Origin of the sequence: Gimesia aquarii, from assembly GCF_007748195.1 — a bacterium.
Taxonomy (GTDB): Bacteria; Planctomycetota; Planctomycetia; order Planctomycetales; family Planctomycetaceae; genus Gimesia; species Gimesia aquarii.
Genome location: NZ_CP037920.1, coordinates 6,055,828 through 6,081,892, shown reverse-complemented (window position 1 = coordinate 6,081,892; position 26,065 = coordinate 6,055,828). Strand labels below are relative to the sequence as shown.

Here is a 26,065-nt window from a genome sequence, read left to right as displayed (position 1 = left end):
CCTGTCGTGCCTGTGCGACGGAGACACCTCTTCTTCCGTCCAATGATACCCACCAAGCCAAGGAGCCATAAATGACCTTTGCTCTCAAGAAAACGTTCATCACCGCGATGATTCTACCCGCATTCGTCTCGGTCTCTGTTTATGCTCAGAAGCAACCGGTTCGGCTCAACCCCGATAATCTGCTCCTGTACCGGGATCAAGCAGGTAAGGTTAATCAGGTCCAGACAAAAGCCGACTGGGAAAAGCGGCGGAAAGAAATCATTCGCGGGATGGAAACAGTCATGGGACCGTTCCCCGGAGAGGACCAGCGGGTTGCTCTGGATGTGAAAATCCTCGAAGAGGTCAAGCTGGAGAAATACACGCGCCAACTGATAACCTATCAGTCGTCGCCCGGTTCCAGAACGCCAGCCTACCTTTGTATTCCCCACACTGCTAAAGCGGGAACGAAAGTTCCTGCAGTCCTTTGTCTGCATCCCACCGATAACAGAGTGGGCCATAAAGTCGTTGTGGGACTGGGGGGACGTGCAGGCAGGCAGTACGCCGCCGAACTGGCGGAGCGGGGCTATGTGACCATTGCACCTGCCTACCCCCATCTGGCGAATTACTGGCCTAACCTGGGAAAGCTGGGATTTGTGAGCGGAACGATGAAAGCGATCTGGGACAACTCTCGAGCCATTGACCTGCTCGCATCACTGGACTATGTGAACCTGAAACCGGGAGTCGGCGCTATCGGCCATTCTCTGGGCGGTCATAATTCCATCTACACGGCCGTCTTTGATCCCCGCGCTTCCGCCATCGTCAGCAGTTGTGGCTTTGATTCTTATCGGGATTATTATGACGGGGCCGAACGTGTCTGGTATTTTGGTAAAGGCTGGTGCCAGATCCGTTACATGCCTCGCATGTCAAACTACCGCGGAAAGCTGGACAAAATTCCCTTTGATTTTCCCGAACTGCTCGGTGCACTGGCACCACGTCCTCTCTATGTCAACGCACCACTGCACGATTCCAATTTTCGTTGGAAAAGTGTCGACAAGTGTGCTGAGATCGCCAAACCGGTATATGAGATGCTGGGATCGAAAGGAAAGCTGGTCATCGATCATCCCGACAGTAATCACAACTTTCCGCTGGAACAACGCAATCGTGCCTACCAGCTATTCGACTCCGTCCTGAAAGATTGAATCAAAGCGCGCTGGTTTTGTTCCAGCGACCTGTATTCCTCGTGAGCAATGCTTATTTAAGATAGTCTTTCAGTTTGAAGTGCACGAAGGGGCGTTGATAGGCTTCCTTCTGCTTTTTGGCGTAAGAGACCCAGAGTTCCAGCGCTGTCGCATCATAAACCACGTCGAGAACGTTTCCGCCTTTAATGGGAATCTGGCAGGCGATGTCAATCATTTCCGGAGCGCCGATTTTGCCATACACTTTTTGCAGTGGCTGAAACGCGCCGCGGCCTTCGTCCTGGTAGACCAGGTTTTTCATGACTTGAGGCGCCAGCTCGTCTTTGGGATCATTATCGCTCCAGATTACGAGATTGGGAGCGTGGGCCAGCATCTTCACGGCACGCAGATTGGCACCGTCTCCCACGACATAGTGATACTTTTTCATCCGTTTCGCATTTTTAAAAATGTCGATCGCCTGTTCCAGGCTATTGGCGTCGTACATGACGTGCCGAAAGAGAGTCGTGAAATGCACGCCATTCATATCGAACGGATAATCTTTACCAGGAGAATCTCCCATCTCCGAAAGGACAATTCCCTTCGCGTTCATACCGGTGTTCGCGCCGATGAATCCTGCGAAGGTGACATTCACGTGTGGAACGCCCTCCTTGGGAATGTAGACGCAAATGCAAGGATAGTCTTGCACACCTAAACTCATCGTCCAGTCCAGGTTTCTTGTTTGATAGAGATGTCCATTCTTTGTAGCGGCACCCCAGGCCGCGATACTGCTGCAGGAATAGTCCATCACCACAGGCATCGCATGCGCCCGTTGCAGCGTTTTCAACGACATGCCCGTCCCTTCGGCAAAACCGTTCAACTCCTCTTTAAAACGGGGATCTGTATGTGGTGCGATCGATTTCCAGGCCGCATCCAGATGCGCATTGGAGCAACGGTCTGGAGCCGCGGTTTGCACTTTTTTCATTAGAGAGTGAATCATTTGCGATGCGTCCTGTTTGATCAGCTCTCCCTGTTTCTTGCCCATTTCATAAGGTGTGCCTTTCACCACAACAACAGGAATCTGATGATCGCCTTTGCCGATCGACGTCAGATAGCCTTCTGCTTGTACGTATCCAGAAAGACTGAAACAGGCAATGGTAAAGGCGATGATAACCTGGCAGTATCTGATCATTGTGGAGTTTCCCAACAGAGATTATGTTTAAAGAACAGTTCACAAAAAAGTCGCGTCTCCAGAAATTATTTGATCTCGATCAGATAGGAGCCTTCGATGATTTGCACTCCCGCGGTCGTAATGATGGCTGCCTTGGGTGGCTTGTCTTTTCGAGCGCGGATTGCCGCACAGCCGGCTTCTCCTGCTTTATTGATGGCGACAATTTTGTCGTTGAAGTCGACTTTGTCCGCACCTCCGTTGATTTTTACGATCCGTTGGCACAGTGCCTCGCAAGCCTCGCGGGGACTCTTACCCGCACGCATCTGTTCCACCACGAAAAAACTGCCACAGGTGCGCAAGATTTCTTCACCCCGTCCAGTTGCGCCCGCCGCACCGACTTCGTTGTCGACGTAGAGCCCCGCGCCGATGATGGGAGAATCGCCAATTCGACCGGGAAGCTTCCCGAACAACCCCGAGGTGGTCGTGCATCCTGCGAGATCGCCTTTGGCATCCAACGCCAGAATATTAATAGTACCAGTCGGCCGCTTGTCCAGTTTGTAATCTCCGTCTTTGGGGGGGAACCGGTCGTCTTTGTCACTCAGGTTTTCCTTCCAGCGAAGCCACATCTTTCTGGATTTGTCTGTGAGGAGGTTCTCCTCCTTAAATCCGTGTGCCCTGGCAAACTCTCGGGCCCCTTCTCCAACAAGATGAATATGATCGGTACGTTCCATGACGAGTCGAGCCACGGACGACGGCGTTTTAATGTTCTCCAGCGCGCCCACTGATCCGCAATTGTGCGTCCTGCCATCCATGAAGGAAGCGTCTAGCTGCACGACTCCGTTTTCATTTGGCAACCCTCCGTATCCCACGGACTGGTCTTCCGGGTCCAGCTCGGTCACCTGCGCGGATTTCTCCACCGCATCGAGAATATCGCCGCCCGCTTCCAATGCGTTCCAGCCGGGGCGGAGTACTTTTTCAGCCCACTCTTCCCCGCGGCTGCAGAGCATCAAAGGTCGGCGAGGTGCGCGTTTCTCTTTCGCACGTCCCGGCAGAGTTGTGAACAGTGACAGCGAAGCTCCCAGCCCCGCTACGTTTTTCATGAAGTTTCTTCGATTTGACATAAACCGATTATAGAGAGACGATCTTTCAGATTCCAAACATTTCCCGCATTCTTAATGTTTTTTATTGTGCGGGCCAGACCAAGGAGCGGCGTTCAAAAAGAGAGAAACCTATGGTTTCTTTTTTCTTTTGCGTTTTCCTGAACTACCTGGCTTCTTGTCCCACTTTTGCGGTGGGTTTTTGTCGTATACGGGAGCCCCGTCTTTTGCAGGAAAACTAGCCGCGATCGCGCTCAGTCGTTCCAACGCCGCGCTGGCTTCTGGCTCTTTCGAGTCGATCAGGTTTTGTTTTTCCCATGGATCTGTTTGGAGATCAAAGAGTTTGATCGGTTTGCGATTCGTGTCGATCCACAATTTGAATCGTTTGTCGCGGATCACACGGTCGTCATACGCCAGTTTGGGCACCACGCGACCGTCGCGCAATGTAGCGGGCCCGCCGCCCATGGACATGATCCACTTTCGTGGTCCCTCTTTGGTGTTACCGAGGATCAATGGTGCGAACGACGTTCCGTCTACCTCGCGACCTGTCGGTAATTTGCCGCCTCCCAGCTCCGCGAATGTGGGGAGTATGTCGGTGAAATCGACCAGTGCGTCGGTCTCCACACCTGCAGGCACCGTGCCCGGGCAGTTGACAATGAATGGCATGGCGGTGCCGTTCTGCTCGGTCATTTTCGCCTTTCCACCCCGCACGATATGGCCCATGCGTTTATTACTCTGGCCGCCGGTGCCGTTGTCTGTGGTAAAGACAATGATTGTGTTGTCGCGGATGCCGGCTTCGTCGAGTGCCGCGACCAGTCTGCCGACGAGTTTGTCGGTGTAGCGTACCATGCCCGCAAATAGACGTCGTTTATTGGTTTCGTCTTTGTTGTCAGGGGTTGTTGTCAAAGGGCCGTGTGTCAGTACCATTGGATAATACAACAACATCGGTTGGTCCTTATTCCTGCGGATGAAGTCAACGAGGTAGTTGCAGTAGATATCGGGACCGAACTCACCGGTGTAGGCTTGGCTGCCTTTCCCTTTGATGTTGATGTATGCGTCCCAATAACGATTCGCACTGGGTGGATTGTGTGCTTCGTATCCGGTCCACATGCACCACTCATCAAAACCGGCTTCCTGCATCGCATTTAGCTCAACGCGGAAGTCGTCGATTTGCCACTTCCCCGCGGCACAGGTTTTGTAACCGGCTTTGCGAAGCACATTAGCGTAAGTCGTGTTTCGTTTCGGGTCGAAATGTCCGCCCGCTCCCCAGCGGGGCACATCCCAGTGGTTCGTCCAGCCATGCCGGAATGGGTACTGCCCGGTCAGCAGAGTCACGCGGGTAGGCGTGCATTGAGGCATACACCACGCATTGTTGAATTTCATCCCGGTCGCCGCGAGCTTGTCGATCGCGGGTGTCTTGATGCCCTCTGCGCCGTAGCAGCTGATCCATTCCTTGCCCAGATCATCGACCATGATGAATAAAATATTCGGTTGTTTGAGCTCCGCGGAACTAGCAGGCTGTACCAGTAACAAGGTGGCGGTCAGTGACAGAAGAGCGCGAAGCATGGCAGAATCCTCTTTGCATTATTGAAGCCATTTGTTGAGATGTGTAGTCTGATTCTAGCTCGGATCGTATACCATCGCAACGAACTCTAACCAGACAGAGAGACGCATGTTGTAATCCGTCACTCGGTAGGCTAATCTGAATACTGCCTACGAATTGCTTTCTCTTCAGTATTTCGTGGTTGTCCCGGATATACAATTTTGCAGGAAACATCAAATGAATCAGCATAGATTTTGGAAGTCAGTCTTGTCGATTTTCGTAGCCGCAGTGCTGATTGGATTAAATGTCGAAATTGGCGTTGCAGCCCCACCGAACGTGATTGTCGTGATGGCAGATGATTTAGGCATTGGCGATATTTCACCAACAAATCCGAATTGCAAAATCAAGACTCCGCACCTTCAGAATATGGCCAATGAGGGACTCACCTTTTTGGATGCACACACGCCGAGTTCCGTCTGTACGCCCACCCGCTACGGACTGCTTACCGGACGCTATAACTGGAGATCGCGACTCGCCCGAGGTGTTCTCAGCGGTACGAGTTCGCACTTGATTCCCAAAGATCGTCCTACGCTCGGCCATTTGATGCGCAACGCAGGCTACCATACTGCGATGATTGGTAAATGGCATCTGGGCTGGGACTGGCACAAGAACGGCAAAACGATCGACTTTACAAAGCCGGTAACGAACGGCCCGGACATTAATGGTTTTGACCGGTACTACGGACATTGCGGATCATTAGATATGCCACCCTATGTCTGGGTTGAAACTGGCAAGGTTACCGCCCAGCCTGATCGCATCGAAGGTGTCACTTCAAAAGAGGATCAGTATGGGTGGTATCGAAAAGGACCGATCGGCTCGGACTTCAAGATCCCGGAAGTGCTGCCGCATCTGTTTGCCAAGTCGATCGACCATGTGAAAACCAGAGCCGAGTCAGCGAAGGCCGGTAAGCCGTTCTTCCTGTATCTTCCATTACCCGCGCCACATACGCCGATCGTTCCCATTGCTCCCTTCAAAGATGCCAGTGGCCTGAATCCGTACGCGGATTTTGTAATGCAGGTGGACTATGAGATGGGACGGTTGCTGGCAGCAGTGAAAGAGGCGGGTTTAGATGAGAACACGTTGGTCATTTTTACCAGTGATAACGGGTGTTCTCCACAGGCTAACTTTCCACTTCTGAAAGATAAAGGGCACCATCCCAGTGGTAAGTTCCGTGGTCATAAGGCGGACATCTACGAGGGGGGGCACCGAGTTCCGTTCATCGTACGTTGGCCTGGGAAAATCGAGGAAGGGCGTCAGACCAGCGCCCTGGTCTGTTTGACCGATGTGTATGCCACACTCGCGGCGATCACCGGTCAGAAGAAACAGGCTCGTGGTGGTGAAGATGGTTTCAATCTGACTCCCGTCTTTGAAGGCAAGTCGACCTCGGGGCGAGATACATTGATCAGTCACTCCATTGGCGGTTCCTTTGCCATTCGTCAAGGGGAATGGAAGCTCTGCCTGTGCCGAGGCAGTGGTGGTTGGAGTGCACCGCGGGAAGGTGAAGCGAAGAAAAAAGGATTACCGCCGATGCAGCTATTTAACCTCGCCACTGACCCTGCCGAGACGAGAAACTTAATCGACGACGAACCTGAAAAAGTCAAAGCCTTGCTGGTCCTTCTGGAGGAGCAGATTCGCAACGGGCGTTGTACCTCAGGTCCACAATTACAGAACGACCGCGATGTGCAGTTCCTGCCGGCGGGCGTTAAATTACCTCAGCAAGACTAAGCCTGAGACACAGGACACAATCTGGAAATGATACATATGAAAAACATCAATACATTCCTGTTACTAAATACTCTGTTCACAGCCGTCGCGGTCTCAGCGTTTGCAGCGGATGACTGGGTGATCGATTCTCAAGATGATTGGAAGGCTGCTACGGCGAAGCAATCCAAGCTGGAAATCAAAGAGGGTACAGCGATCCCGACTAATAAGGTTGCCACTTTCACCAGCAAAATCAAACGCTTTGACAAGAAGCGTCAGGCTCAGTCAATTGTCATTGATCAGTCACCCCTCTGGCAGAACTGGGAACCGATTGCCAATCTTGGTCCGGCGAATCTGCAGGACGCGCCGGTCTTTCTGACGATCGGGCCGAAGAACTATTGGGTGTTTGGACGCTATGGCGGCAGCAAACGAAAGAAGAAATTCCAACCGAAGCCTGCGACACTCGACGGTTTCGATATCAAACTGCAAACGACACCCTGGCCAAATCAATATGATGCGCCGGGCGGATTGGAAAAAGGACTCGGCGGATATCATGCATGGCAAAGTCGCGATATGGTTAACTGGGTTCATCACGGCCCGGTCACCGAAGGCTTTTCTCGCTGGGTGACCAGCGCCGAGTACAAAGACGGTAAGGTCTATATTTATTACGACTACCCCAACGACCAGGACCCGCATGTCTATATCGACGAAGATCTGACCGATGGCAAGCCTGGCAAGAATATGGGTCTGGCAGTCAAAGATCCGTCGCACGGCTCTGACGCCGGATTCATCCGTGACAAAGAAGGGCGGTTCCATGTGATTCTCGAAGACTGGAGTCCGATCAATGCCAGCAAGCGGTCCTGGGACTCACCGCTCGCCGCGCACGCGGTCAGTGAAGATGGTGTCAAAGATTGGAAGTTCCTTGCGCCCCCTGTCGACAATCGCACCAAAGATACCGGCAAGGTTGCCGAATACAAACACCCGCATTGGTTACAACATCCGGACTGGAAGACGAACATCGGCAAATACAATGTCCATGAACCAGAGCAGGAAGCATACGGTGACTGGGCGGCGATCTGTGTCGGCTCACAATATTACCTGTTCGGCGACTACGATCCTGCGGGCGGCGGCCACATGAGCGTAGGCTGGTTTACCAGTCCCAGTATCGATGGGCCTTTCACCTGGTGCGATAAGATCGGGAACGGCCACCCCGACCCCGACATCGGATTTGCAGAAGGTCGTTTCTATTTATTCACGCAACAGAAGACCGATTACGTTAGCACCGGTCCGTGGGTTGAAAAGGTCGAAGTCCGCGTAGGAGTTGATACGGATAACGACGGCAAGCTCGACAAGTGGACCGACTGGACCGAAGTAAAAGAAACCTACGATTACACTCCGGGTTTGTCGAAACATGTCAAAAAAACGCCCGCCAAGCTCAATTTGAAAGACTTACCCGCCGGTACCGGTTTCGGATTCGAACTACGAATGACCGACACCACCGCGAACAAGTCGAAGCCGATGCTAGATCGTGTGAGTTTGACGTTTGATTAATAAAAAGGTGTCGCCTTTAATATCGTGATTGCTATCCTGTTGTGGAAATGAGGATCGGTCTTGCTATTGAAATACAGGAAACAACTCTATCAATAGTTCGGCTACAAAACAGAAAAGAGTAGGTTATTGTGAATCGACGTAACTTTTTAGCAGCGCTGGGAGCAATATTTTGCTTGTCCGCTACCGGAATATCCTTTGCGGCAAAACTGGAAAATTCTGGTAAGCCCAACATCATTCTTGTGATGGCTGATGACCAGGGCTGGGGAGATACTGGTTATAATGGTCACCCGTTTGTGCAGACACCCGCACTCGATGCCATGGCGAAGGACGGGTTCGTATTTGATCGGTTCTATGCCGGTGCGCCGGTCTGTTCTCCGACCCGCGCCAGCGTGATGACCGGCCGCAACCCGATACGGACAAAAGTCACCAACCATGGCCGCTACATGCGCCCGCATGAGCAGACCATCGCCGAAACACTAAAAGCCAACGGATACGTCACCGGAATTTTCGGCAAAGTACACCTGGGTTCGGGACAACCCGACTCGCCCTGCAATCCGAGTGGCATGGGATTCGATGAATGGGTGATCGGCCTCAACTTTTTTGACAACGATCCCTACTTGAGCCGTAAGGGAAAAATCGAGCATCGCAAGGGTAAGGGCTCGGTCATTCTGATGGATGATACGCTCGCCTTTCTCAAGAAACACAAGGATGGTGATCGTCCGATATTCACGGTCGTCTGGTTCCCCTCTCCGCACGACCCGCACGCAGAAGTGCCGGAAGGCCCGAGCCTTTACGAGGGCAAACCGCATGCGGGGTACTACCGCGAGATTACACTGCTTGATCAGCAAGTCGGACGTCTTCGGGCAGCGATCAGGGAAATGGGGATCGCGGATAATACTATTGTCTGGTACTGCAGTGATAACGGCGGGCTGGTCAGGGAGACTTCCGGTGGCCGCGAGAGGAAGGGGAGCATCTACGAAGGGGGGCTGCGCGTTCCAGGGATCATCGAATGGCCGGCACGTAAGCTCATAGGCAGAACTTCGGTACCGGTGACGACCTGTGACATTTATCCGACCCTCCTGGCCATGGCTGGTGTGGAATTATATGCGCCGCATCCGCTCGATGGAATGGATGTAAGCGGCATCATTGCGGGAACAGTTGCAGAACGTAGTAAGCCGATGGGATTCTGGCACAAAATCCAGGGCGGGCAAGGAACCTGGAGCGACCGGATTCAGAAAGCGATCATGGAAAAGCAGCATGCCGGCGCACCGTTACCGCATGATCCACCTAGAATGCGCAAAGACGTCGACGAATTCCCGCAGTTTCCGGAACACACCTCGACCGGGCATGCCGCCTGGACCGATTGGCCGTGGAAGCTGCATCGTATCGGCGGCACCAGATTCGAACTCTACAAGCTGACCGACGACCCGATGGAAAAAACCGATCTTTCCAAAGATCCCCAACACACCCAACGACGCGAACGGATGCAGAAAGAGCTGGATACATGGATGCGTTCTGTTATCCGAAGCCTCAACGGAAAAGATTATCAACAGAAATAGACGAACAGTAGAAAAACCGAGACCTGACCCTTAAACGTTCTTTTAGAAAACAGATCGTTCTATAAAATGAGATAAGAGGAGTGCTTTCATTAATAGAAAAACTGGATTATTGAGCGGCGTTGTTTTAGTTCTTTGTCTATTTATCTTCCTGTGTGGTATATGGGCGACATTCTATTACATAAAAATTTCTGAGCCATTAATTTACAGTGGTCATGTTTACTCAGTCTACTGGGAAGGAAGTGAACATGCTGTTGAAGGGTATTCGTCAGTCAAAAAAAATGTACCAGCAACGAAAGAAGGTATGTCAGTAACTACTCCCCAGCCCAAGCCAATAGCATGGGTAAAAGTTTATAATGATTGGGTAGAAATAAAACTTCTCAATAGCTTACGATCACCAATATTGATACCACGAGACAAAATAATAAGTATGAATTTGGCAACAGATTTCGAAACATCACAATCAAGTCGAAGTTTGTGAGGATTAAATTGTGTCGTAATGTGAGGCGATTTCTTGAAAGTATCTTGACCTCAAAGATATGAGGTCTCAACGCCGGTCTTATCTTGGCGTTAATCAGCGTCCGTCGAATCTGTTTTGCCTGTCTCCTTGTTTGCAGGAGCCTGATTCAATTTCTTTTCAATGATAATTCCCAGTTGTTGATAAATCAGAAGTCTGTTTTTGTCCTGTAGAAAACGAATCAAACGTTGCAGTTGCTTTTGTATTTCTTTTGATTCGGCTGATAAGCCTGCTGCTTGTGCTGCCTGCATGTTTTCAATTTGAAGAGAGGCAGCTTTTTTGATTAATGGTAGCATCAGCACTGATTCCTCATGAGCGTTACTCCGACTCCATCGATTCAGCGAAATAAATTGTTTCTCACTCATTTTAAGCGTTCTGAGAGATGACGCTTGACAGTTTTTCTCGATGTCTTCCAGCACTAGCAAAGCAATGGCTTGATCGGTTTTTCCTGCTTTTTGCAGTTTCATCGCTATATCAAGGGGAACAGGATTGTTTGCCTGCTGACAACCGAACGGGAGCAGCAAAGCCAGAGGGATGATTTGAAAACATAATCGGCAGCGCGTTGACATCATTTTTTCTCAAAGAGGTAATACAGCTAAACGTGCGTTGCATGTTATCTGCATACTGGTCAAAATAGTATGTCCACTTAGTATTTTTATGAGCATAACATAATACCTGTTTCAGACTAGCCGAGATGCGAACCTATGATAGGCATGAGTTTAAAAACGAAACAAATTAGTGTGATCCTGGGAATTCTGCTAGGCATCGGAACGGCAACCGCGGGGGCCGCTGATCAGGTTTCGGAATGGGAAGTCGTCACTACTTATCGCAAGTTTCTGGATGCTAATGGACGGCTCAAACTGATGTCGGATGGCAAGACCGACAAAGGATATCCCTGGACTTTAATCCGCGATACGGTCGACTTTGGTAGGGAAGGTAAAGCGTTTCCTCATGCTGGTGGGGCTTTTTATAGAGGAAACTGGATTGGCGGCTGGAATCTTCACGCTCGTGTTCTCATGAATAACGTCGCACTTAAGACCGAATTCGTTGCCCCTGTTCTGATGCCGAAGACGGCGGGAGAATCACTGATCGGTACTCGGCCGAAGATTGCATTGAAGGATTCGATCGTCGACTTGTGGGAGTTAGTCGCCGTTCTTCCTGGAACGAACACATTTATCCGATTGACATGCGATTTCACGCCTGATCATCTTGTGTTGGACAACGATCGCAAAATTGGGACCTATGAATTCCAAAAACGAGCGGTGATCGTGAAATTCATCGACCCACAATTCGGCCGCATCGCCTTTATGGAGAAACAGGACAATGTCCTTTCCGGAAAAGGGAAACCAGTGAACCGTAAGTACTGGAAACTTACATTTACCCGCGTACAACGACAGGCTGTTTATAAGACTTCCGACAATAAAGATTATATTCTCTATACCAATAATCGAATCAATGCGCCGCGATACACGCCAGATTATTGGACAACATATTACTGGTATTTTAACACTGAAAGTGGGAAGCGAAAACTTGTGTTTGGGGGCGCCGAGGCTCAAATAAACGCAGGCGGACGAGGGGTAACCATGAATGGGCAACAGATGGTCCTCATCGCAGGTCGTCCACCTCGGTAATGAGTTAGAGTTACGGTTCAAGTTTATTTGAGTATAAATAAAAAATTGACATCAGACGAGTCAAAGTGTGAATGTATGATAGGCATATTTTTAAAAACGAAACAAATTGGTTTGATTCTGGGGATGCTGCTTAGCCTGGGAACGGCAACCGTGGGAGCCGCAGATCAGATCTCCGTCTGGGAAGTTGCGACCACCTATCGTAAATTTTTGGACAATGGCCGTCTCACACTGATGTCGGATGGCAAGACCAACAAGGGATATCCCTGGACCTTAAATCGTGGCACTGTCGACTTCGGCAGTCAAGGCAAAGCGGCTCCTCATGCAGGTGGAACTTTTTACAAAGGGAACTGGGTCGGTGGCTGGAACCTGCATGCCCGTGTTTTAATGAATAATGCCACACTCAAGACGGAATCCGTCGCTCCCATTGTGATTCCAAAAATGGCAGGGGAATCAATGGTTGGCACTAAGCCGACCATTGCATTGAAGGACTCGATTGTCGATTTGTGGGAATTGGCTGCCGTTCTTCCCGGAACGAACACATTCATCCGGCTGACATGCTATTTCACACCGGATCATCTTGTGTTGGACGGCGACCGCAAAATCGGGACCTACGAATTTCAAAAACGGGCCGTGATTGTGAATTTCGTTGACCCGCAATTCGGCCGCATCGCCTTGATGGAGAAACAGGACAATGTTCTTTCGGGAAAAGGGAAACCAGTGAACCGAAAGTATTGGAAAGTCACTTTTACCCGTGTGCAACGGCAGGCCGTCTATAAGACCAACGACAATAAGGACTTTGTTCTCTACACGAATAATCGAATGAATACTCCGAGTTACATCCCAGATTATAAGACGAGTTTTTACTGGTATTACCATACTGCGGGAGGGAAGCGGACACTCTTGTGCCGTGGCAAAGTAGCAACATTGGCCGCTGGAGGACGGGAATTAGTTTGGTATGGAAGAAAGATGGTCCTCATCGCAGGCCGTCCACCTCGGTAACGAATGGGATAAAAAGAGACAGTTACCACAGTAAATACGGTCCCACTGGAAATGGCCTGACACTTTTTTATCCAGTTTAGTATGGCCAGAAGGGTATCCATTCGGCTCTCCTGCTCCTTAAACTTGATATGTCAGATACAATAAGGTGAATCAGAAGATGTTAAAAATCAATTCACGCGACATTCTGGTCGGTGTTTCATTTTTAATTACATTTATTTCACTTTATTGTTTTTTGGCGCTGGTTGTCTCTAAGTGGGGCCTTGGAAGCGTTAAACCAACACTAATTATCGTTTGTGTGTATTTGATTTTAAATGTTCTGATGGTGAAGTGCACCAAAAAGCAAATCATTCCTCATTTGGCTATTTTCTTTTTTTGGTTTTTTATTTTTCTTTTTGATTTAGCTATGTCGAAGGCACATTTCATTGAACTTTTTAAGATTATTTTCTGGTCATATTTTATAAACATTGTATTTGTGATTGCCTGTCAACAATTGATTGCAAAGTTTCCAAAAAAATAAATCGATGCGAACAAAAAAAGGTGTCACAGAATTATCCCCCAAGCCTTTGAGTTAAAGTGTTTCATAAAGATCCTGGGAAGATAAAAATAACGGGTAATCCTTGTTGAATGGCATGCGGTCGAACAGTGAGAACACTGCCGAATCGTTGGAAGTTAACTACGAATATCAAACTCGATAGGATCGTGATCATCAGTGGAACCACATTATGAGAACCGAAAATGACAACTGATTATAACAAGATCGCCAAACAGTATCGTGAAGTCAAAGAGCGACCGTGGCGGTCACTGGTCGAAGAATATTCAATGCTGAAACTGATCGGCGCTCTTGAGGGCAAAAAGGTAGTCGATCTCGCCTGTGGGGAAGGTTTTTTTACGCGCAAGCTCAAGATGAATGGCGCTGCGACCGTTGTGGGAACCGATCTCTCCAAGGAGATGATTGCGCTGGCAATCGACAGGGAACAAGTGGAGTCTCTTGGAATCAATTACTTTGTCGAGGACGTACGGGCGAAGGGCCCTCAGTTGGATTATGATCTTGCCATCGCAGCATGGCTTTTGGTCTATGCGCACGACCGAGAGGAGTTAGCTGCCATTTGTCGTGGTCTGGCGCGGCAACTCAGGCCAGGAGGTCGGTTAGTGACTCTTACTACTAATCCTCAACTCTATTTCTTCGACCATTTTGATTACCAGAAATATGGATTCCATATTCAGCTTGAAGATCATGTTCGAGAAGGGGCTTTGATCCGATGGAGTGGTCGTTTAAAAGATTCCACACTGCTTGAAGTCGACAACTACTACTTGCCGGAAGAAGCGTACTCCTCGGCTTTGGAAGACGCAGGTTTTCGTGATGTTGTATTTCATCCCTTAAGTCTTTCTCCTGACGCAGCCGACGAAGCGGATTACTGGGCGGACATGATCGACAAGCCACCGGCGATCATGATCGAAGCGATCAAGACATAAAAAATCGAAGTCAGGTATTTTAAACGTTACCAGACTTGATACTGACGTATCAGCGAGAAATCACTAGAATACGTTCCCATAGAGTTTAACGATCGAAGTTCCATTTACTCCTGGGAAATTCTGATATGTTGACAACCATTGCCACTGTCTCATTAGTCCTCGCTGTTTTGTGTGCATTCTGGCTATTGATCGATGTCATTCGACATCCCCAGCATATGGCGATCATGAATGTTGTCTGGCCTTTGACGGCCCTTTATGCAGGACCGCTGGCATTGCTGATTTATTACTGGTTTGGACGGATGAGCGTGCACGATTCGATGCACGAGGGTCATGGCATGCACGACCAACAAAGTATGCACCAGGACCATAGTATGCATGGTGAGCACGACATGCATGGCGCGCAGCACGCAGATGAGATGCCGTCCATGGGAGGTCATACGATGTCTTCGATGCCGGAAAAACCGTTCTGGCAAAGCGTGGTTGTCGGGTCGACCCACTGCGGCAGTGGTTGCACGGTGGGCGACATTATCGCGGAAGGGGGCATGCATTTTCTGGTGCCGACCGTGATCAGTCTAACGGGAGTCTCACTTGTATTCACCGCCTGGGGAATCGACTATTTACTGGCGCTGCTGTTTGGTGTCGCCTTCCAGTATTTCAGTATCGTCCCCATGCGGCACCTTGCGTTTAGAGAAGGACTTGTGACGGCATTCAAGGTCGATTTTCTATCGTTGACCTTCTGGCAGATCGGAATGTATGGCTGGATGGGTATCTGTCTGTTTGTGATATTTGGCATCGAGAGTATTGAGATGGCGAAAACCAACCCGGTCTTCTGGTTCATGATGCAGATTGCCATGCTGTGTGGCTTTCTGACTACTTTCCCAATGAACTGGTGGTTGATTCGCGCGGGCATCAAAGAAAAGATGTAGTCAGCGTCATCAAACGAGTCAGATCAATCTATAGAAGCGCCTGTCATCAAATGCGCATTTTTTGTCGTGTTCGGCAATGTTTCCGATCGAGATCACAGATTAAATTCATAGAAAATAAAAATCTCGTGAACTCTTCAATAAAGGAAAACCATGTCAGATTACGATCACAAAAAAAATGTTACAGGAACCTTGCCCGTTCTCCCCGTAAGGAACGTGGCGGAAACACTCAAGTACTTTACAGAGACGCTTGAGTTTAGCGAGCTGTTTCAGCAGGCGAGCGAAGAGGGAGTCGCTTTGAATGCACAGGTTCAACTGGAGAACTGTAACCTGATGTTCAACCTCAACCCTGCAGATTCAGGAAAAGAGGGGGGCGGTGTTTATTTTTGGATTCGAATCGAAAACAAGAATATTGATGACTATTACCAGGAGTTGGTCAAAAAGAACGTCGAAGTGGTCGAAGAGATCAAGGATCAATTCTGGGGAGATCGTTCCTTTACGATTCGCGATTGTAATGGATACCTGCTCGCGTTCAACAAAGCACTTTAGACAAGTCAGGGGAATACTCCCGGGTGATGTTATTGATTCGTCTGCCTGGGAGTACTTCCATACCAGCGTTTGTATGCTCTGATAAATGAAGTCGTGTCGGCGTATCCTGAGAGATAACCAATTTCATCAACGGTTCTTTGAGGATCTTCCATGTACCGGGCACACAATTTCTTTCGGACTTCATCAACCAGATCCCGATAGGAACAGTCTTGTTCTTCCTTGATCTTCCGTTGTAAGGATCGGGAACTGAGGTTAAGAGACCGTGCGACTTCCTCCAGAGTGGGAGGTTGCGGATCCATCAATTCGATAATCAGTGCCTGAGTTCTTGAGACAAAATGCTGATCATGAGAGTAAGACTGTTTGATCTCGTTCGCATACTTCTCCAGGACCGCTAACAATCCCTGATCTCTCGTAGAAATTTCCGTGTTTCCTAAATTTTTCGGAAACCCGATGCGGTTATAAGGCTGTTCAAATTCAATAGAGCAATTAAACGCACGATAGTACTCCGCTAAATTTTCCGGCTTGGGGTAAGTGAAGCAGAGGAGGGAAGGGGAATGAAATTGTCCCGTCATCTGTTGAACGGAAATCAGCATGGAAATAAAGGTAATGTTGAGGCAATCTTTCACGACGAGGGCAGGTTCGAGATTCCATTCTGTTTTCGGAGTGAATTCGATGAAAATGTTATCTGCGTCTTCTCTCATCTTCATTGAGAGAACATTCGCAATCAGTTCACTATATTTGATCCCCTGCGCAAGTGCGTCTCGGACGGTAGAACTGCTCTGCATGATGAGAGATGTCGTACGCAGTGCTGCCGCGGCACTCATTTCAATTCCCATATGAAAACCAATGTCTTCATCGTTTGTCAGCTCGATCATTTGCATCCAGATCTGGCTCATTTTTCTGGCAGGGATCCGAATATCTTCCCGGTTCAGATAGGAATCAGGCAGGCCAAGCAGCTCATAGAGGCTCGTGACATCATGTCCCTGTTTGCGTACATACTCGATGAAATCACAGGCTATTTTTGAAGAAAACGTGGCTGCAGGCATCGCGGTTCGTGACTCGATTCTTCGTTGACCAGTGAATTGAGACAGGGGGTTTGGCAGATTCCCGATTTTAAAAAGTTCAATGACAGCGCACCAGTTTTGAATAGCAGAGTTTGTTCCAACTTGTCTCTTTCAAGTTGTTGCTTGAGGGGCAAAATTCCTAAGCCATTCTTACTGGCTTTGAGGGGTTTCTCTTTACTGGGTAGTTGACATATATCTCGTAAAATTGTATATGTGAATACTACTGCATAAACGGACCTATAACTCTAAACCAATGGAAATACGGGGCTGTTTCAACTTCTCACTCACAAATGGTTATCTTGAAGGAGCATGACAATGCCACACCCTTTTCGAATTGCACTCACATTTTTGACAGCGGTGTTGCTGTCTTTCCAGCAATCGACTGTGCAAGCTGATACGATTCAATCGGGCTTTAATGATGCTACAGGAATCAACAGTGATGGTACTCCCAATTCGCCGTTCACTTTAGATTCCTCACTGCAGGGGCAAGGGGGCGCTGAACCTGGCTGGGCAGCACCCTGGGTTGTTTCTCCCGGTTCTGCGGAAGTGCTTTCTGTTTCCGGCGGATTTGAAGGTGATGGCGCTGCCGCATTCTTCGGAAATACCGCTGCGGCAACGCGGGCAGTCGCCTCCCCTCTGGAAAGTCGATTTCGAGTGACGTTTCGCGTCATGATTCCGGGGCCAATTACGCGCGACGTCATCTTCCGTGTGCAGGATAGTACGGGCCGAGGAATTAACGCCATCGCCGTACAGGTCAATGTCGAAAGCGATTTTCGAGTGCGTGTTGTCGATGGAGGCAGTGCCGAGGAAACGGGAATCTTCCTCACTCCCGGGACGTTCCATAATGTGACTGTGGAAGTCGATCCTGTCACGAAGACCTGGATATTCTTTCTGGATGGGGTCCAGTTCAATGCGCCGGACCCACTTGATTTTCGTGGGAACCCCACACAAGTAGATGAGGTTCAATTTCTGAACGAGATCGCTGCACCCGATGGTTCGTTTCTCGACGCGGTAATTATTGAAACGGAGATCGATAAGCTCTCACCCGAAGAGCAGATTATGCAGACCGCTGCAGACATACTTGATCTCATCGCCGCCGATCCCAACAACGAAGAATTGGCCGACAAGCTTGAGGATGTGCTTTCCGAACTAATGGACGCCTTGGACGAACTCGAAAAGACTCCACCCGACAATCAGGCGGCAGTCGGAAAGATTGAGGGAGCCGTCGGTGATCTCGAAGCGGCAGTCGAAGACGAACTTGTAGACGCTGTAGTGGGTTTCGATCTCATGGATCAGCTGACCGAAGTCGCAAGAGAGTTGGCGGATGAAGCCATCACGACTGCCGTCGACCTCGGAGGAGACCCCGACGAAATCGACGAAGCGCTCGAATTCCTGGACGAAGGTGACGCACTACGTTTACTCGGTGAATTTAAGGATGCCGTTAGCGCCTATAAGGATGCCCTGGCGAAAGCTGAAGGTGCGCTGTAAATAAAGTGTTATGATCAAAGGTGTCAGGGCTAATAGTCAACAGCCCTGGCACCTTTTTTTATATAATCTAGCTCTCAGTGATCTTCTATCAGATGAAGTTAGCCATTCTCAGTATTGTGTTGTTCGTTTTTGTTTTTCCCATTTCTACCTTGGCGTTGTAATCCGTGAAGCACCCATTGGAACACGGGAGTCAGAAAGGCGCCAATGACTGCAGCAAACAGGATCACGCCCAGAATCGCGTAGAGTGTCACGAACAGTTTACCTTCTGCGGACTGGGGGTGATGCAGGGGGCCATTACCGGTCATCACTAAGGAAGCATTGAGACTCGCATCCAACCAGTCAAGTCCTTCAAAATAGTGAAAACCAAATGCCCCCATCCCTAATGCAATGGCATCGACAATCATGGCAACGACTGTGAAGACGATTAACCGCAGAAGAAATCGCCTACGAGGCGATCGCCGTTTATGAGGCTCACTCATCATTTTTTAATACTTCCTTGAATTCGTTCAGTTTCGTCATGTTGAAACTAGATCAGAATATTCTGCCGACAGAGGGGCAACAGTCGGATCGAGCACGCAGTACTTGCGTAGTTTAACGCGGTCGGTCAACAGGAACCAGACCAGAGCGTAAACTCAGGCGAACCATTCCTAACCAAAGGGGAGTAGATCAAATGAACCTGCCTGGTTACTGATGTGCGGCTGCGTTGACCAGAAGCGGTCACTTCATCGAGCAACCTGCATAGCTCCTACTTGTTGATAAAGTGAGAGTGTTTTATGATGCAGTACGAGCGGCTGAATAATAATGGTGCTGGTACCAAAATCAAAAGCTTCTGCCTGATATTAACTCAAGACGATAAAAATTATGAATTTTGTATTAGTTCATGGCGCCTGTCACGGTGGTTGGTGTTGGGAGCCTGTTGAAAAGTTATTGCGGTCTCGAGGTCATGAAGTCTATAGTCCAACATTGACCGGCATGGGTGATCGCGCTCATTTGTTAACCCCTGATATTACTGCGCAAACCCATGTCGATGATATTTCCAATCTCATTCAAATCGAAGGTTTAAACGAGGTTGTTTTGGTAGGGCATAGTTATGCCGGTTTAGTGATTGCAGGCGCTACTGAGTCTGTCGCGCAACAGATAAAGCAATTGGTGTTTTTAGATGCGTATATCCCCCAAAACGGTAAAACTGGTTTTGAAATTATTGGCGAATCTTTTGTGACTGACTGGACACAAGCAGCTGATCAATATGGTGATGGTTGGCTAAACCATGCAGATGAACGTTCTTTAGATTCATGGGGTATTAAAGATCAACATTTACGAAAAATGATGTTACCCAAGCTGACCGACTTTTCGATTAATTTCTTAAAGGCGCCAATAAAATTGTCTGAAGCTTTTGATCATGCTGAGAAAACTTTTATTCATTGTAGCGAAAAGACCTATTGTTATGATTTAATGTTCCCTTTCTACCAATACGCGAAAGACAATCATTGGCCAACGTTTGTGATTGAGACTGGCCATGATCCAATGCTGACTAAGCCGCAAGAACTGGTAGAGATATTACTATCTTCTTAGTTGAAAATTACAGTGAACTCTGTGGGCAAAGCGAGACGGACTGCCGGATGAATGACCAGTGTGATACCTGAGGCGTCCACCCAGGCCAACGCTGACATCGCGGCGTTTCTCGTCCGGCTATAATTGGCTGAGGTCGACTTGCAGTTTGTGGCCATTAAGCCAGAGCTGCTCAATCCACGCCAGGCTTTCTGTGACGGTTGGTTGAGGGTCACCCAGCGCAATCTGCCAATGTTCCTCAGCAGGCGCTATGACGATGTAGTTGTGAATGGTGTGTAACAAAATCATGTCTCCTACCATATCTAACTGTTCGCCATCGAGTGTGTATTCTTCGCGGTAGCCTTGTACTACCTTTGCCAGGACGTTTCCGGCCAATTCGCTGGCATGCGGCACTCGAAGACTGGGGTAGTAGTAACTCGAGAAGAGCAGGACGGCCAAGTCCACCGCCCGCCAGCCGTAACAGCCCAGGTCGAAATCGATGATCTGCACCTTGCCATTCTCAACAAGAAAATTCCCCTTATGAAGATCTCGATGGACCAGTCCATAGTGACGAAATGGTGTTGGCCACTCGCGCAATTTATTTATAAAGGCGCGCATTGCGTCCACGACTTGCGGGTTGTAGACTGCGGGAAGTGGATCTGGAAACTGCATGGACTTACTCTTGTACCAAGGTCGGCGATCTCGGTCAGCAGGTAATTGCAGCTTGTCTGAAGCGCAATGAATGCGACCGATCTCACGGCCCAGTTTCAGAAAGAGTTCGTCATTCCACTCTGCATCGGTTGCCGGGTCGAGTTGCCGACCCCCGAAACGTTCGAAGCAGGAAACGTGCATTGTGCCTTCATCCAGTTCAATGGTCTCAAGTAATTCCCCGCCGCGTGAAGGAATCGGCGTTGTGACCGTGCAGCCATGGCGGATCAAGTGATCTAGCCAGAATAATTCCCCCAATATTTCGCCTCGTCCGCGCAGCGCACCATCGCTGATGCGGATAATGACCGGAGCACCGTTTTCGAACTCTGTGGCAAATACATGATTAATACCGTCGCGAACTAACTCCGTCTTCTCGGGAACGAGTCCCCAGTGATCGATACATTGTGCGAGCACATCGTGATAGGGCGAAGAATCGCTTAACGGTGAGTGATTCGAATTCACGTCTGGTTTCCCAAGCTTCCTGTTGGAGTCTGTTCGGTTCTGATCTCGCCCGGCTATAATTGGCTGAGGTCGACTTGTAGTTCGTGGCCATTAAGCCAGAGTTGCTCAATCCACGCCAGGCTTTCTATTACGGTTGGATGCGGGTCGCCCAGCACGATCTGCCAATGTTCCACAGCTGGCACCATGACGATATAGTTGAGAATGGTGTGCAGCAAAATCATGTCTCCCACCGTATCTAACTGTTCGCCATCGAGTGTGTATTCATCGCGGTAGCCCTGAACTACCATTGCCAGAACATCACCGGCCAACTCGCTGGCATGCGGCACTCGGAGACTGGGGTAGTAGTAGCTCGAGAAGAGCAGGACGGCCAGGTCCATCGTTCGCCAGCCGTAACAGCCCAGGTCGAAATCGATAATCTCTACCTTACCATCTTCAACAAGAAAATTCCCCTCATGAAGATCTCGATGAACCAGTCCATAGTGACGAGACTGTGTGGGTCGCCTGCGCAATTCGTCTATAAAGACACGCATTGTGTCCACGACTTGCGGGTTGAAGGTTTCAGGAAGCGGATCTGGAAACTGTGTAAGCTTACTTTCATACCAGGGCCGACGGTCGTGGTCGGCAGGTAATTGCAGCTTGTCCGAAGCGCGGTGGATGCGACCGATCTCGCGACCCAGTTTCAGAAAGAGTTCGTCATTCCACTCTGCATCGGTTGCCGGGTCGAGTTGCCGGCCCCCGAAACGTTCGAAGCAGGAGACGTGCATTGTGCCCACGTCCAGTTCGATGGTTTCGAGCAGGTCTCCACCACGTGAAGGAATGGGTGTGGTGACCGTGCAACCTTGGCGGATCAGGTGATCCAGCCAGAGCAATTCTCCCAAGATCTCATCTCGTCCGCGCAGCGCACCATCGCTGATGCGGATAATGACCGGAGCACCGTTTTCGAACTCTGTGGCAAATACATGATTGACGCCATCGCGGACTAACTCCGTCTTCTCGGGAACGAGTCCCCAGTGATCAATACATTGTGCGAGTGCATCGTGATAGGGCAAAGAGTCATCTACCGGTAAGAGATTCGGATTCACATCTGGTTCCCCAAGTTTCCTGTTTAAGTGTTTCTTGTTCTGATGACGATTATAGATTAATGCAGCCGATTCTGTTAGATCACAATCCGGTTATCCGAACAGTTCCATAATCGGTTTGCCTGTCTGATGATTCTAAAATCGTAGGAGCCGCTTCTACACATGCTACTTCGACCCAGACCGCCGGTGAAGTATTGGTTTCTGCACGGAACAATCGTGTGAAGTGGTGTCTACCCAGGCCAATGCTGATATCGCGGCGTTTCTTGCCCGGCTATAACTGGCTGAGGTCGACATGTAGTTCGTGGCCATTAAGCCAGAGCTGCTCAATCCACGCCAGGCTCTCTTTGATAGAGGTCTTTGGGTTGCGCAGCGCGATCTGCCAATGTTCCACTGTGGGTGCCATGAGGAAGTAGTTTAAAACGGTGTGTAACAAGATCATGTCTCCCACCGTGTCTAACTGTTCGCGGTCGAGAGTGTATTCGTCGCGGTAGCCCTGCACCATCTTTGCCAGAACATGTCCGGATGACTCAGGATTAGCATGCGGTATTCGGAGACTGGGATAGTAATAGTATAAAAAGAGCAGGACAGCAAAATCCATCGTTCGCCAGCAATAACAGCCAAGGTCAAAATCAATGATCTGCACCTTACCGTTCTCAACAAGAAAATTTCCTGCATGAAGATCCCGATGGATCAGTCCATAGTGACGAGATGGTGTGGGTCGCCTGCGCATTTCGTCTGTAAAGGCGCGCATGGCTTCGGCTACTTGCGGGTTGAAGACATCGGGGAGCAGATCTGGAATCTGTCCGAGTTTACTCTCATACCAGGGCTGGCGATCGTGGTCGACAGGTAACTGGAACTGGTCCGAAATGCGATGGATACGACCGATCTCGCGACCCAGTTTTAAAAAGAGCTCGTCATTCCACTCTGCATCGGTTGCCGGGTCGAGTTGCCGACCCGCGAAACGTTCGAAACAGGAGACATGCATTGTGCCCGCGTCCAGTTCGATGGTCTCGAGCAGGTCTCCACCACGTGAAGGAATGGGTGTGGTGACCGTGCAGCCATGGCGGATCAAGTGATCGAGCCAGAGCAATTCTCCCAAGATCTCATCTCGTCCGCGCAGCGCACCATCGCTGATGCGGATAATAACCGGAGCACCATCCGCGAACTCCGTGGCAAAAACATGATTGACGCCATCGCGGACTAACTCCGTCTTCTCGGGAACGAGTCCCCAGTGATCAATACATTGTGCGAGCGCATCGTGATAGGGTGAGGAGTCATCTACCGGTAAAAGATTCGGATTCACGTCTGGCTTTCCAAGTTCCCTGTTGGAATAAGTTCGGTCCTGATGACAATTATAGATTGAAACAGCCGAATTTGTTAGATCGCAATCCGGTTATCTGAACGTTTCACATATGCAATCGCACAAGTATTGGTCTCATAATCCTGCTGAATAGGATATGAGTCGAACTGGTTCATGCGACTGGGTTTGTTGGAGAGCCTTAAAAGAACTTGATACAGGAAACGATCAGTGAAAACGCTTGCTGTACTCGGATGGTGTTATGCCGATTTGACGTCTAAACGCGCGACGCATCACGTTTACATCTGCGAAGCCACACTGTATTGCCACCTGTTTAGGACTGCTATCTGACGATTCCAACATTGCACGAGCTGCTTCTACTCGTGCTGCTTCGACCCAGACCGCCGGTGAAGTATTGGTTTCTGCACGGAACAATCGTGTGAAGTGGCGTGTACTGAGGCCAACACGTTCAGCAAGTTGCGGTACAGTTAGGTCTTCTGCTGGGTTTGCAGCTACCCAACGTTGCAGCTCTTGAAATGTCGTGCGGCAGTTCGGAGAAACTGACTCATCACGGCTGAATTGAAGCTGTCCACCGGGCCGCTTGAAAAACATGACTAATTGCGAAGCGACGCTTTTTGCGATCTCCCGCCCGACATCCTCAGTAACTAGCGACAAGGCAAGATCCATCCCCGCAGTGACTCCCGCTGCTGTTCGTACCGGACCGTCTCGGACGTAAAGTGCGTCCTTTTCAACTGATAACGATGGGTATTTTTGAGCTAGAGCGTCTGCGACAGCCCAATGTGTTGTGACACGACGTTTTGAAAGCTTACCCGTCGCAGCCAGTAGAAAAGCTCCCGTACATATAGAACCGTAACGTCTGGCTTGTCTCAGTTCTTCCTTTAATGCATCCAATAGCTTTTGAGTTGGTTGAAAGTCAGGTAAACCAGGCGCTCCTGCCACCAGGAAAGTATGAGTTTTGTTTAAGCTGTCAGAGCCTATCACCCGATCTGCCATCAACCTTACTCCAGATGAACTTTGTATGGGGCCTTGCTTCGTTCCGACCACTTCGAGTCTATAGATTGTTTTGCCGGTCTGCTTGTTGGCTTCAGCAAACACATCCAGGGTGCCACAGGCATCCGTCAACTGGACCCCATCAAGAGCAAGAATGGAAACCGTTTTAGTGCGTATCATTGATGCACGTCCCAAAAGTAAATGAAATGGCCTAAAGTGACGTAAAACGTTAATTGAAGACATTATCTTTTATACCTACAATCAAGTCAAGTAACAGTTTTTTTCTTAAAAGGGCTTGAAGGAGAATTTCATGAGAGATGCGGCAGAGAAATTAGAATTGTCTGGTGGGGTTTCCATTCCGGACAGTAAACTAGCCAAAGAGGTAACAGAATATATTCAGGATACAGAAACACCGCTCCTGTTCCATCACTCTACTCGGACTTACTACTTCGGAGCATTAGCGGGGAAACATCGCGGACTCGAATTTGACTCCGAGTTACTCTACGTGGGAGCAATGTTTCATGATCTCGGCCTGATGCCGAGCCATAGTACGAACGAGCGATTTGAAGTCGACGGAGCAAATGCCGCGCGTGACTTTTTGAAGCAACAAGGTATTTCACAACAAGACGCTGATCTCGTCTGGAGCGGGATTGCCTTGCACACGACTCCAGGAATCCCTTGCCATATGCATCCCGTAATTGCGCTCGTGACAGCCGGGGTTGAAATGGATGTCCTTGGAATAGGCTATTCAGATTTCGATGACGCTGATAGGAATGCTGTTGTCACTGCTCATCCACGCGGTGACCAATTCAAGCAAGATATCATTAGCGCATTCTATGACGGAATCAAACATAAGCCGGATTCAACTTTTGGAAACGTAAAAGCTGACGTTCTGGCGTTGAATGACCCGCAATTTAAGCCAATCAACTTCTGTAGTACGATTCTCAACTCGAATTGGGCCAGCTAAAGCCAACCTGAAAGTCTTAGTTTTTTTACAATTCAATATTTTGGAAAAGCAATATGAAACCTCCCGTACCACCTTTTACATTCGAATCCGCAACGCAGAAGGTCCGCATGGCAGAAGACGCCTGGAATACGCGCGATGCAGAGAAAGTGTCTCTGGCCTACACCGTCGAAACCCAGTGGCGAAATCGTGCAGAGATGTTTGCAGGTCGTGATGCCGTTCAACATTTTCTTACAAGGAAGTGGCAAAAGGAACTCGACTATCGACTCATCAAGGAACTTTGGGCCTTTCATGAGAACCGTATTGCAGTGCGTTTTCAATATGAATGGCACGATGACTCTGGGCAGTGGTATCGAGCCTACGGAAATGAGCAGTGGGAATTTGACGAATCGGGCCTGATGCGTCGCCGAGAAGCAAGCATCAATGATGTTACCATTAAGGAGACTGACCGTCGATTCTTCTGGGACGCACCCGGTCCTCGGCCCGACGACCATCCAGGACTATCCGAACTCGGCATGTAGT

The 26,065-nt window shown here is 49.4% G+C and carries 24 protein-coding genes; 14 read left to right on the top strand and 10 right to left on the bottom strand.

The window, feature by feature from the left end:
* The first annotated feature begins 71 nt into the window (after positions 1–71).
* Positions 72–1,178, top strand: a complete 1,107-nt coding sequence (locus V144x_RS23220; RefSeq protein ID WP_144988667.1) for an alpha/beta hydrolase — start codon at positions 72–74, stop codon at positions 1,176–1,178.
* 52 nt (positions 1,179–1,230) lie between these two features.
* Here V144x_RS23220 and V144x_RS23215 read toward each other — a convergent pair whose 3' ends face one another.
* The 3 genes from V144x_RS23215 to V144x_RS23205 form a co-directional block, all read right to left on the bottom strand.
* Positions 1,231–2,343, bottom strand: a complete 1,113-nt coding sequence (locus tag V144x_RS23215; protein ID WP_144988665.1) for a C45 family autoproteolytic acyltransferase/hydolase — start codon at positions 2,341–2,343, stop codon at positions 1,231–1,233.
* A gap of 65 nt (positions 2,344–2,408) precedes the next feature.
* Positions 2,409–3,422, bottom strand: coding sequence for a N(4)-(beta-N-acetylglucosaminyl)-L-asparaginase (locus V144x_RS23210; RefSeq protein WP_197998599.1), 1,014 nt, complete (start codon positions 3,420–3,422; stop codon positions 2,409–2,411).
* Positions 3,423–3,551: 129 nt separating this feature from the next.
* Positions 3,552–4,985 carry a sulfatase-like hydrolase/transferase gene (locus V144x_RS23205; protein ID WP_144988661.1) on the bottom strand — a complete coding sequence of 478 codons (1,434 nt, stop codon included), beginning with the start codon at positions 4,983–4,985 and terminating at the stop codon, positions 3,552–3,554.
* 214 nt (positions 4,986–5,199) lie between these two features.
* Between V144x_RS23205 and V144x_RS23200 the strand changes: the two genes are divergently transcribed.
* The 3 genes from V144x_RS23200 to V144x_RS23190 all read left to right on the top strand — a co-directional run bounded on the left by V144x_RS23200 (position 5,200) and on the right by V144x_RS23190 (position 9,833).
* Positions 5,200–6,747 (top strand): sulfatase family protein, encoded by a 1,548-nt coding sequence (locus V144x_RS23200; protein WP_144988659.1) that lies wholly within the window; start codon positions 5,200–5,202, stop codon positions 6,745–6,747.
* A gap of 36 nt (positions 6,748–6,783) precedes the next feature.
* On the top strand, positions 6,784–8,274 hold the full coding sequence (locus tag V144x_RS23195; RefSeq protein WP_197998598.1) for a glycoside hydrolase family protein: 1,491 nt from the start codon (positions 6,784–6,786) through the stop codon (positions 8,272–8,274).
* Between the two features lie 125 nt (positions 8,275–8,399).
* The gene (locus tag V144x_RS23190) at positions 8,400–9,833 is read left to right on the top strand and encodes a sulfatase family protein (protein ID WP_144988655.1); all 1,434 of its coding nucleotides are present in this window, start codon (positions 8,400–8,402) and stop codon (positions 9,831–9,833) included.
* A 567-nt stretch (positions 9,834–10,400) separates the two neighbouring features.
* Here V144x_RS23190 and V144x_RS23185 read toward each other — a convergent pair.
* Positions 10,401–10,919, bottom strand: a complete 519-nt coding sequence (locus V144x_RS23185; RefSeq protein ID WP_144988653.1) for a hypothetical protein — start codon at positions 10,917–10,919, stop codon at positions 10,401–10,403.
* A 132-nt stretch (positions 10,920–11,051) separates the two neighbouring features.
* Here V144x_RS23185 and V144x_RS23180 point away from each other — a divergent pair, with 132 nt between their 5' ends.
* The 6 genes from V144x_RS23180 (at position 11,052) to V144x_RS23155 (ending at position 15,922) form a co-directional block, all read left to right on the top strand.
* Positions 11,052–11,978, top strand: coding sequence for a hypothetical protein (locus tag V144x_RS23180; RefSeq protein ID WP_144988651.1), 927 nt, complete (start codon positions 11,052–11,054; stop codon positions 11,976–11,978).
* A gap of 75 nt (positions 11,979–12,053) precedes the next feature.
* Complete coding sequence (locus V144x_RS23175; protein WP_144988649.1) at positions 12,054–12,977, top strand: hypothetical protein; 924 nt, start codon at positions 12,054–12,056, stop codon at positions 12,975–12,977.
* A 157-nt stretch (positions 12,978–13,134) separates the two neighbouring features.
* Positions 13,135–13,494: a hypothetical protein gene (locus V144x_RS23170; protein ID WP_144988647.1), complete on the top strand. Its 360-nt coding sequence runs from the start codon at positions 13,135–13,137 to the stop codon at positions 13,492–13,494.
* Between the two features lie 218 nt (positions 13,495–13,712).
* On the top strand, positions 13,713–14,450 hold the full coding sequence (locus tag V144x_RS23165; protein ID WP_144988645.1) for a class I SAM-dependent methyltransferase: 738 nt from the start codon (positions 13,713–13,715) through the stop codon (positions 14,448–14,450).
* A gap of 125 nt (positions 14,451–14,575) precedes the next feature.
* Positions 14,576–15,376: a DUF4396 domain-containing protein gene (locus tag V144x_RS23160; protein WP_144988643.1), complete on the top strand. Its 801-nt coding sequence runs from the start codon at positions 14,576–14,578 to the stop codon at positions 15,374–15,376.
* A 150-nt stretch (positions 15,377–15,526) separates the two neighbouring features.
* Complete coding sequence (locus tag V144x_RS23155; RefSeq protein ID WP_144988641.1) at positions 15,527–15,922, top strand: VOC family protein; 396 nt, start codon at positions 15,527–15,529, stop codon at positions 15,920–15,922.
* 29 nt (positions 15,923–15,951) lie between these two features.
* On the opposite strand, the gene V144x_RS23150 is transcribed toward V144x_RS23155, so the two are convergent.
* Positions 15,952–16,968 carry an AraC family transcriptional regulator gene (locus V144x_RS23150; protein WP_144988639.1) on the bottom strand — a complete coding sequence of 339 codons (1,017 nt, stop codon included), beginning with the start codon at positions 16,966–16,968 and terminating at the stop codon, positions 15,952–15,954.
* Between the two features lie 333 nt (positions 16,969–17,301).
* Between V144x_RS23150 and V144x_RS23145 the strand changes: the two genes are divergently transcribed.
* On the top strand, positions 17,302–18,474 hold the full coding sequence (locus V144x_RS23145; protein WP_144988637.1) for a hypothetical protein: 1,173 nt from the start codon (positions 17,302–17,304) through the stop codon (positions 18,472–18,474).
* A 98-nt stretch (positions 18,475–18,572) separates the two neighbouring features.
* Here V144x_RS23145 and V144x_RS23140 read toward each other — a convergent pair whose 3' ends face one another.
* A complete protein-coding gene (locus tag V144x_RS23140; protein ID WP_144988635.1) occupies positions 18,573–18,956 on the bottom strand; it encodes a two pore domain potassium channel family protein in 384 nt (127 codons plus the stop codon).
* Between the two features lie 379 nt (positions 18,957–19,335).
* On the opposite strand from V144x_RS23140, the gene V144x_RS23135 reads away from it, so the two are divergent.
* On the top strand, positions 19,336–20,046 hold the full coding sequence (locus V144x_RS23135) for an alpha/beta fold hydrolase (protein WP_144988633.1): 711 nt from the start codon (positions 19,336–19,338) through the stop codon (positions 20,044–20,046).
* Between the two features lie 117 nt (positions 20,047–20,163).
* On the opposite strand, the gene V144x_RS23130 is transcribed toward V144x_RS23135, so the two are convergent.
* The 4 genes from V144x_RS23130 to V144x_RS23115 form a co-directional block, all read right to left on the bottom strand.
* Positions 20,164–21,192 (bottom strand): phosphotransferase enzyme family protein, encoded by a 1,029-nt coding sequence (locus tag V144x_RS23130; protein ID WP_197998597.1) that lies wholly within the window; start codon positions 21,190–21,192, stop codon positions 20,164–20,166.
* Between the two features lie 53 nt (positions 21,193–21,245).
* Positions 21,246–22,274: a phosphotransferase enzyme family protein gene (locus V144x_RS23125; protein ID WP_197998596.1), complete on the bottom strand. Its 1,029-nt coding sequence runs from the start codon at positions 22,272–22,274 to the stop codon at positions 21,246–21,248.
* Between the two features lie 268 nt (positions 22,275–22,542).
* A complete protein-coding gene (locus V144x_RS23120) occupies positions 22,543–23,574 on the bottom strand; it encodes a phosphotransferase enzyme family protein (RefSeq protein ID WP_197998595.1) in 1,032 nt (343 codons plus the stop codon).
* Positions 23,575–23,796: 222 nt separating this feature from the next.
* Positions 23,797–24,759 (bottom strand): GlxA family transcriptional regulator, encoded by a 963-nt coding sequence (locus V144x_RS23115; protein WP_144988625.1) that lies wholly within the window; start codon positions 24,757–24,759, stop codon positions 23,797–23,799.
* A gap of 130 nt (positions 24,760–24,889) precedes the next feature.
* On the opposite strand from V144x_RS23115, the gene V144x_RS23110 reads away from it, so the two are divergent.
* Complete coding sequence (locus V144x_RS23110) at positions 24,890–25,546, top strand: HD domain-containing protein (protein ID WP_144988623.1); 657 nt, start codon at positions 24,890–24,892, stop codon at positions 25,544–25,546.
* A 53-nt stretch (positions 25,547–25,599) separates the two neighbouring features.
* A complete protein-coding gene (locus V144x_RS23105; protein ID WP_144988621.1) occupies positions 25,600–26,064 on the top strand; it encodes a nuclear transport factor 2 family protein in 465 nt (154 codons plus the stop codon).
* The last annotated feature ends 1 nt before the right edge of the window (position 26,065 follow it).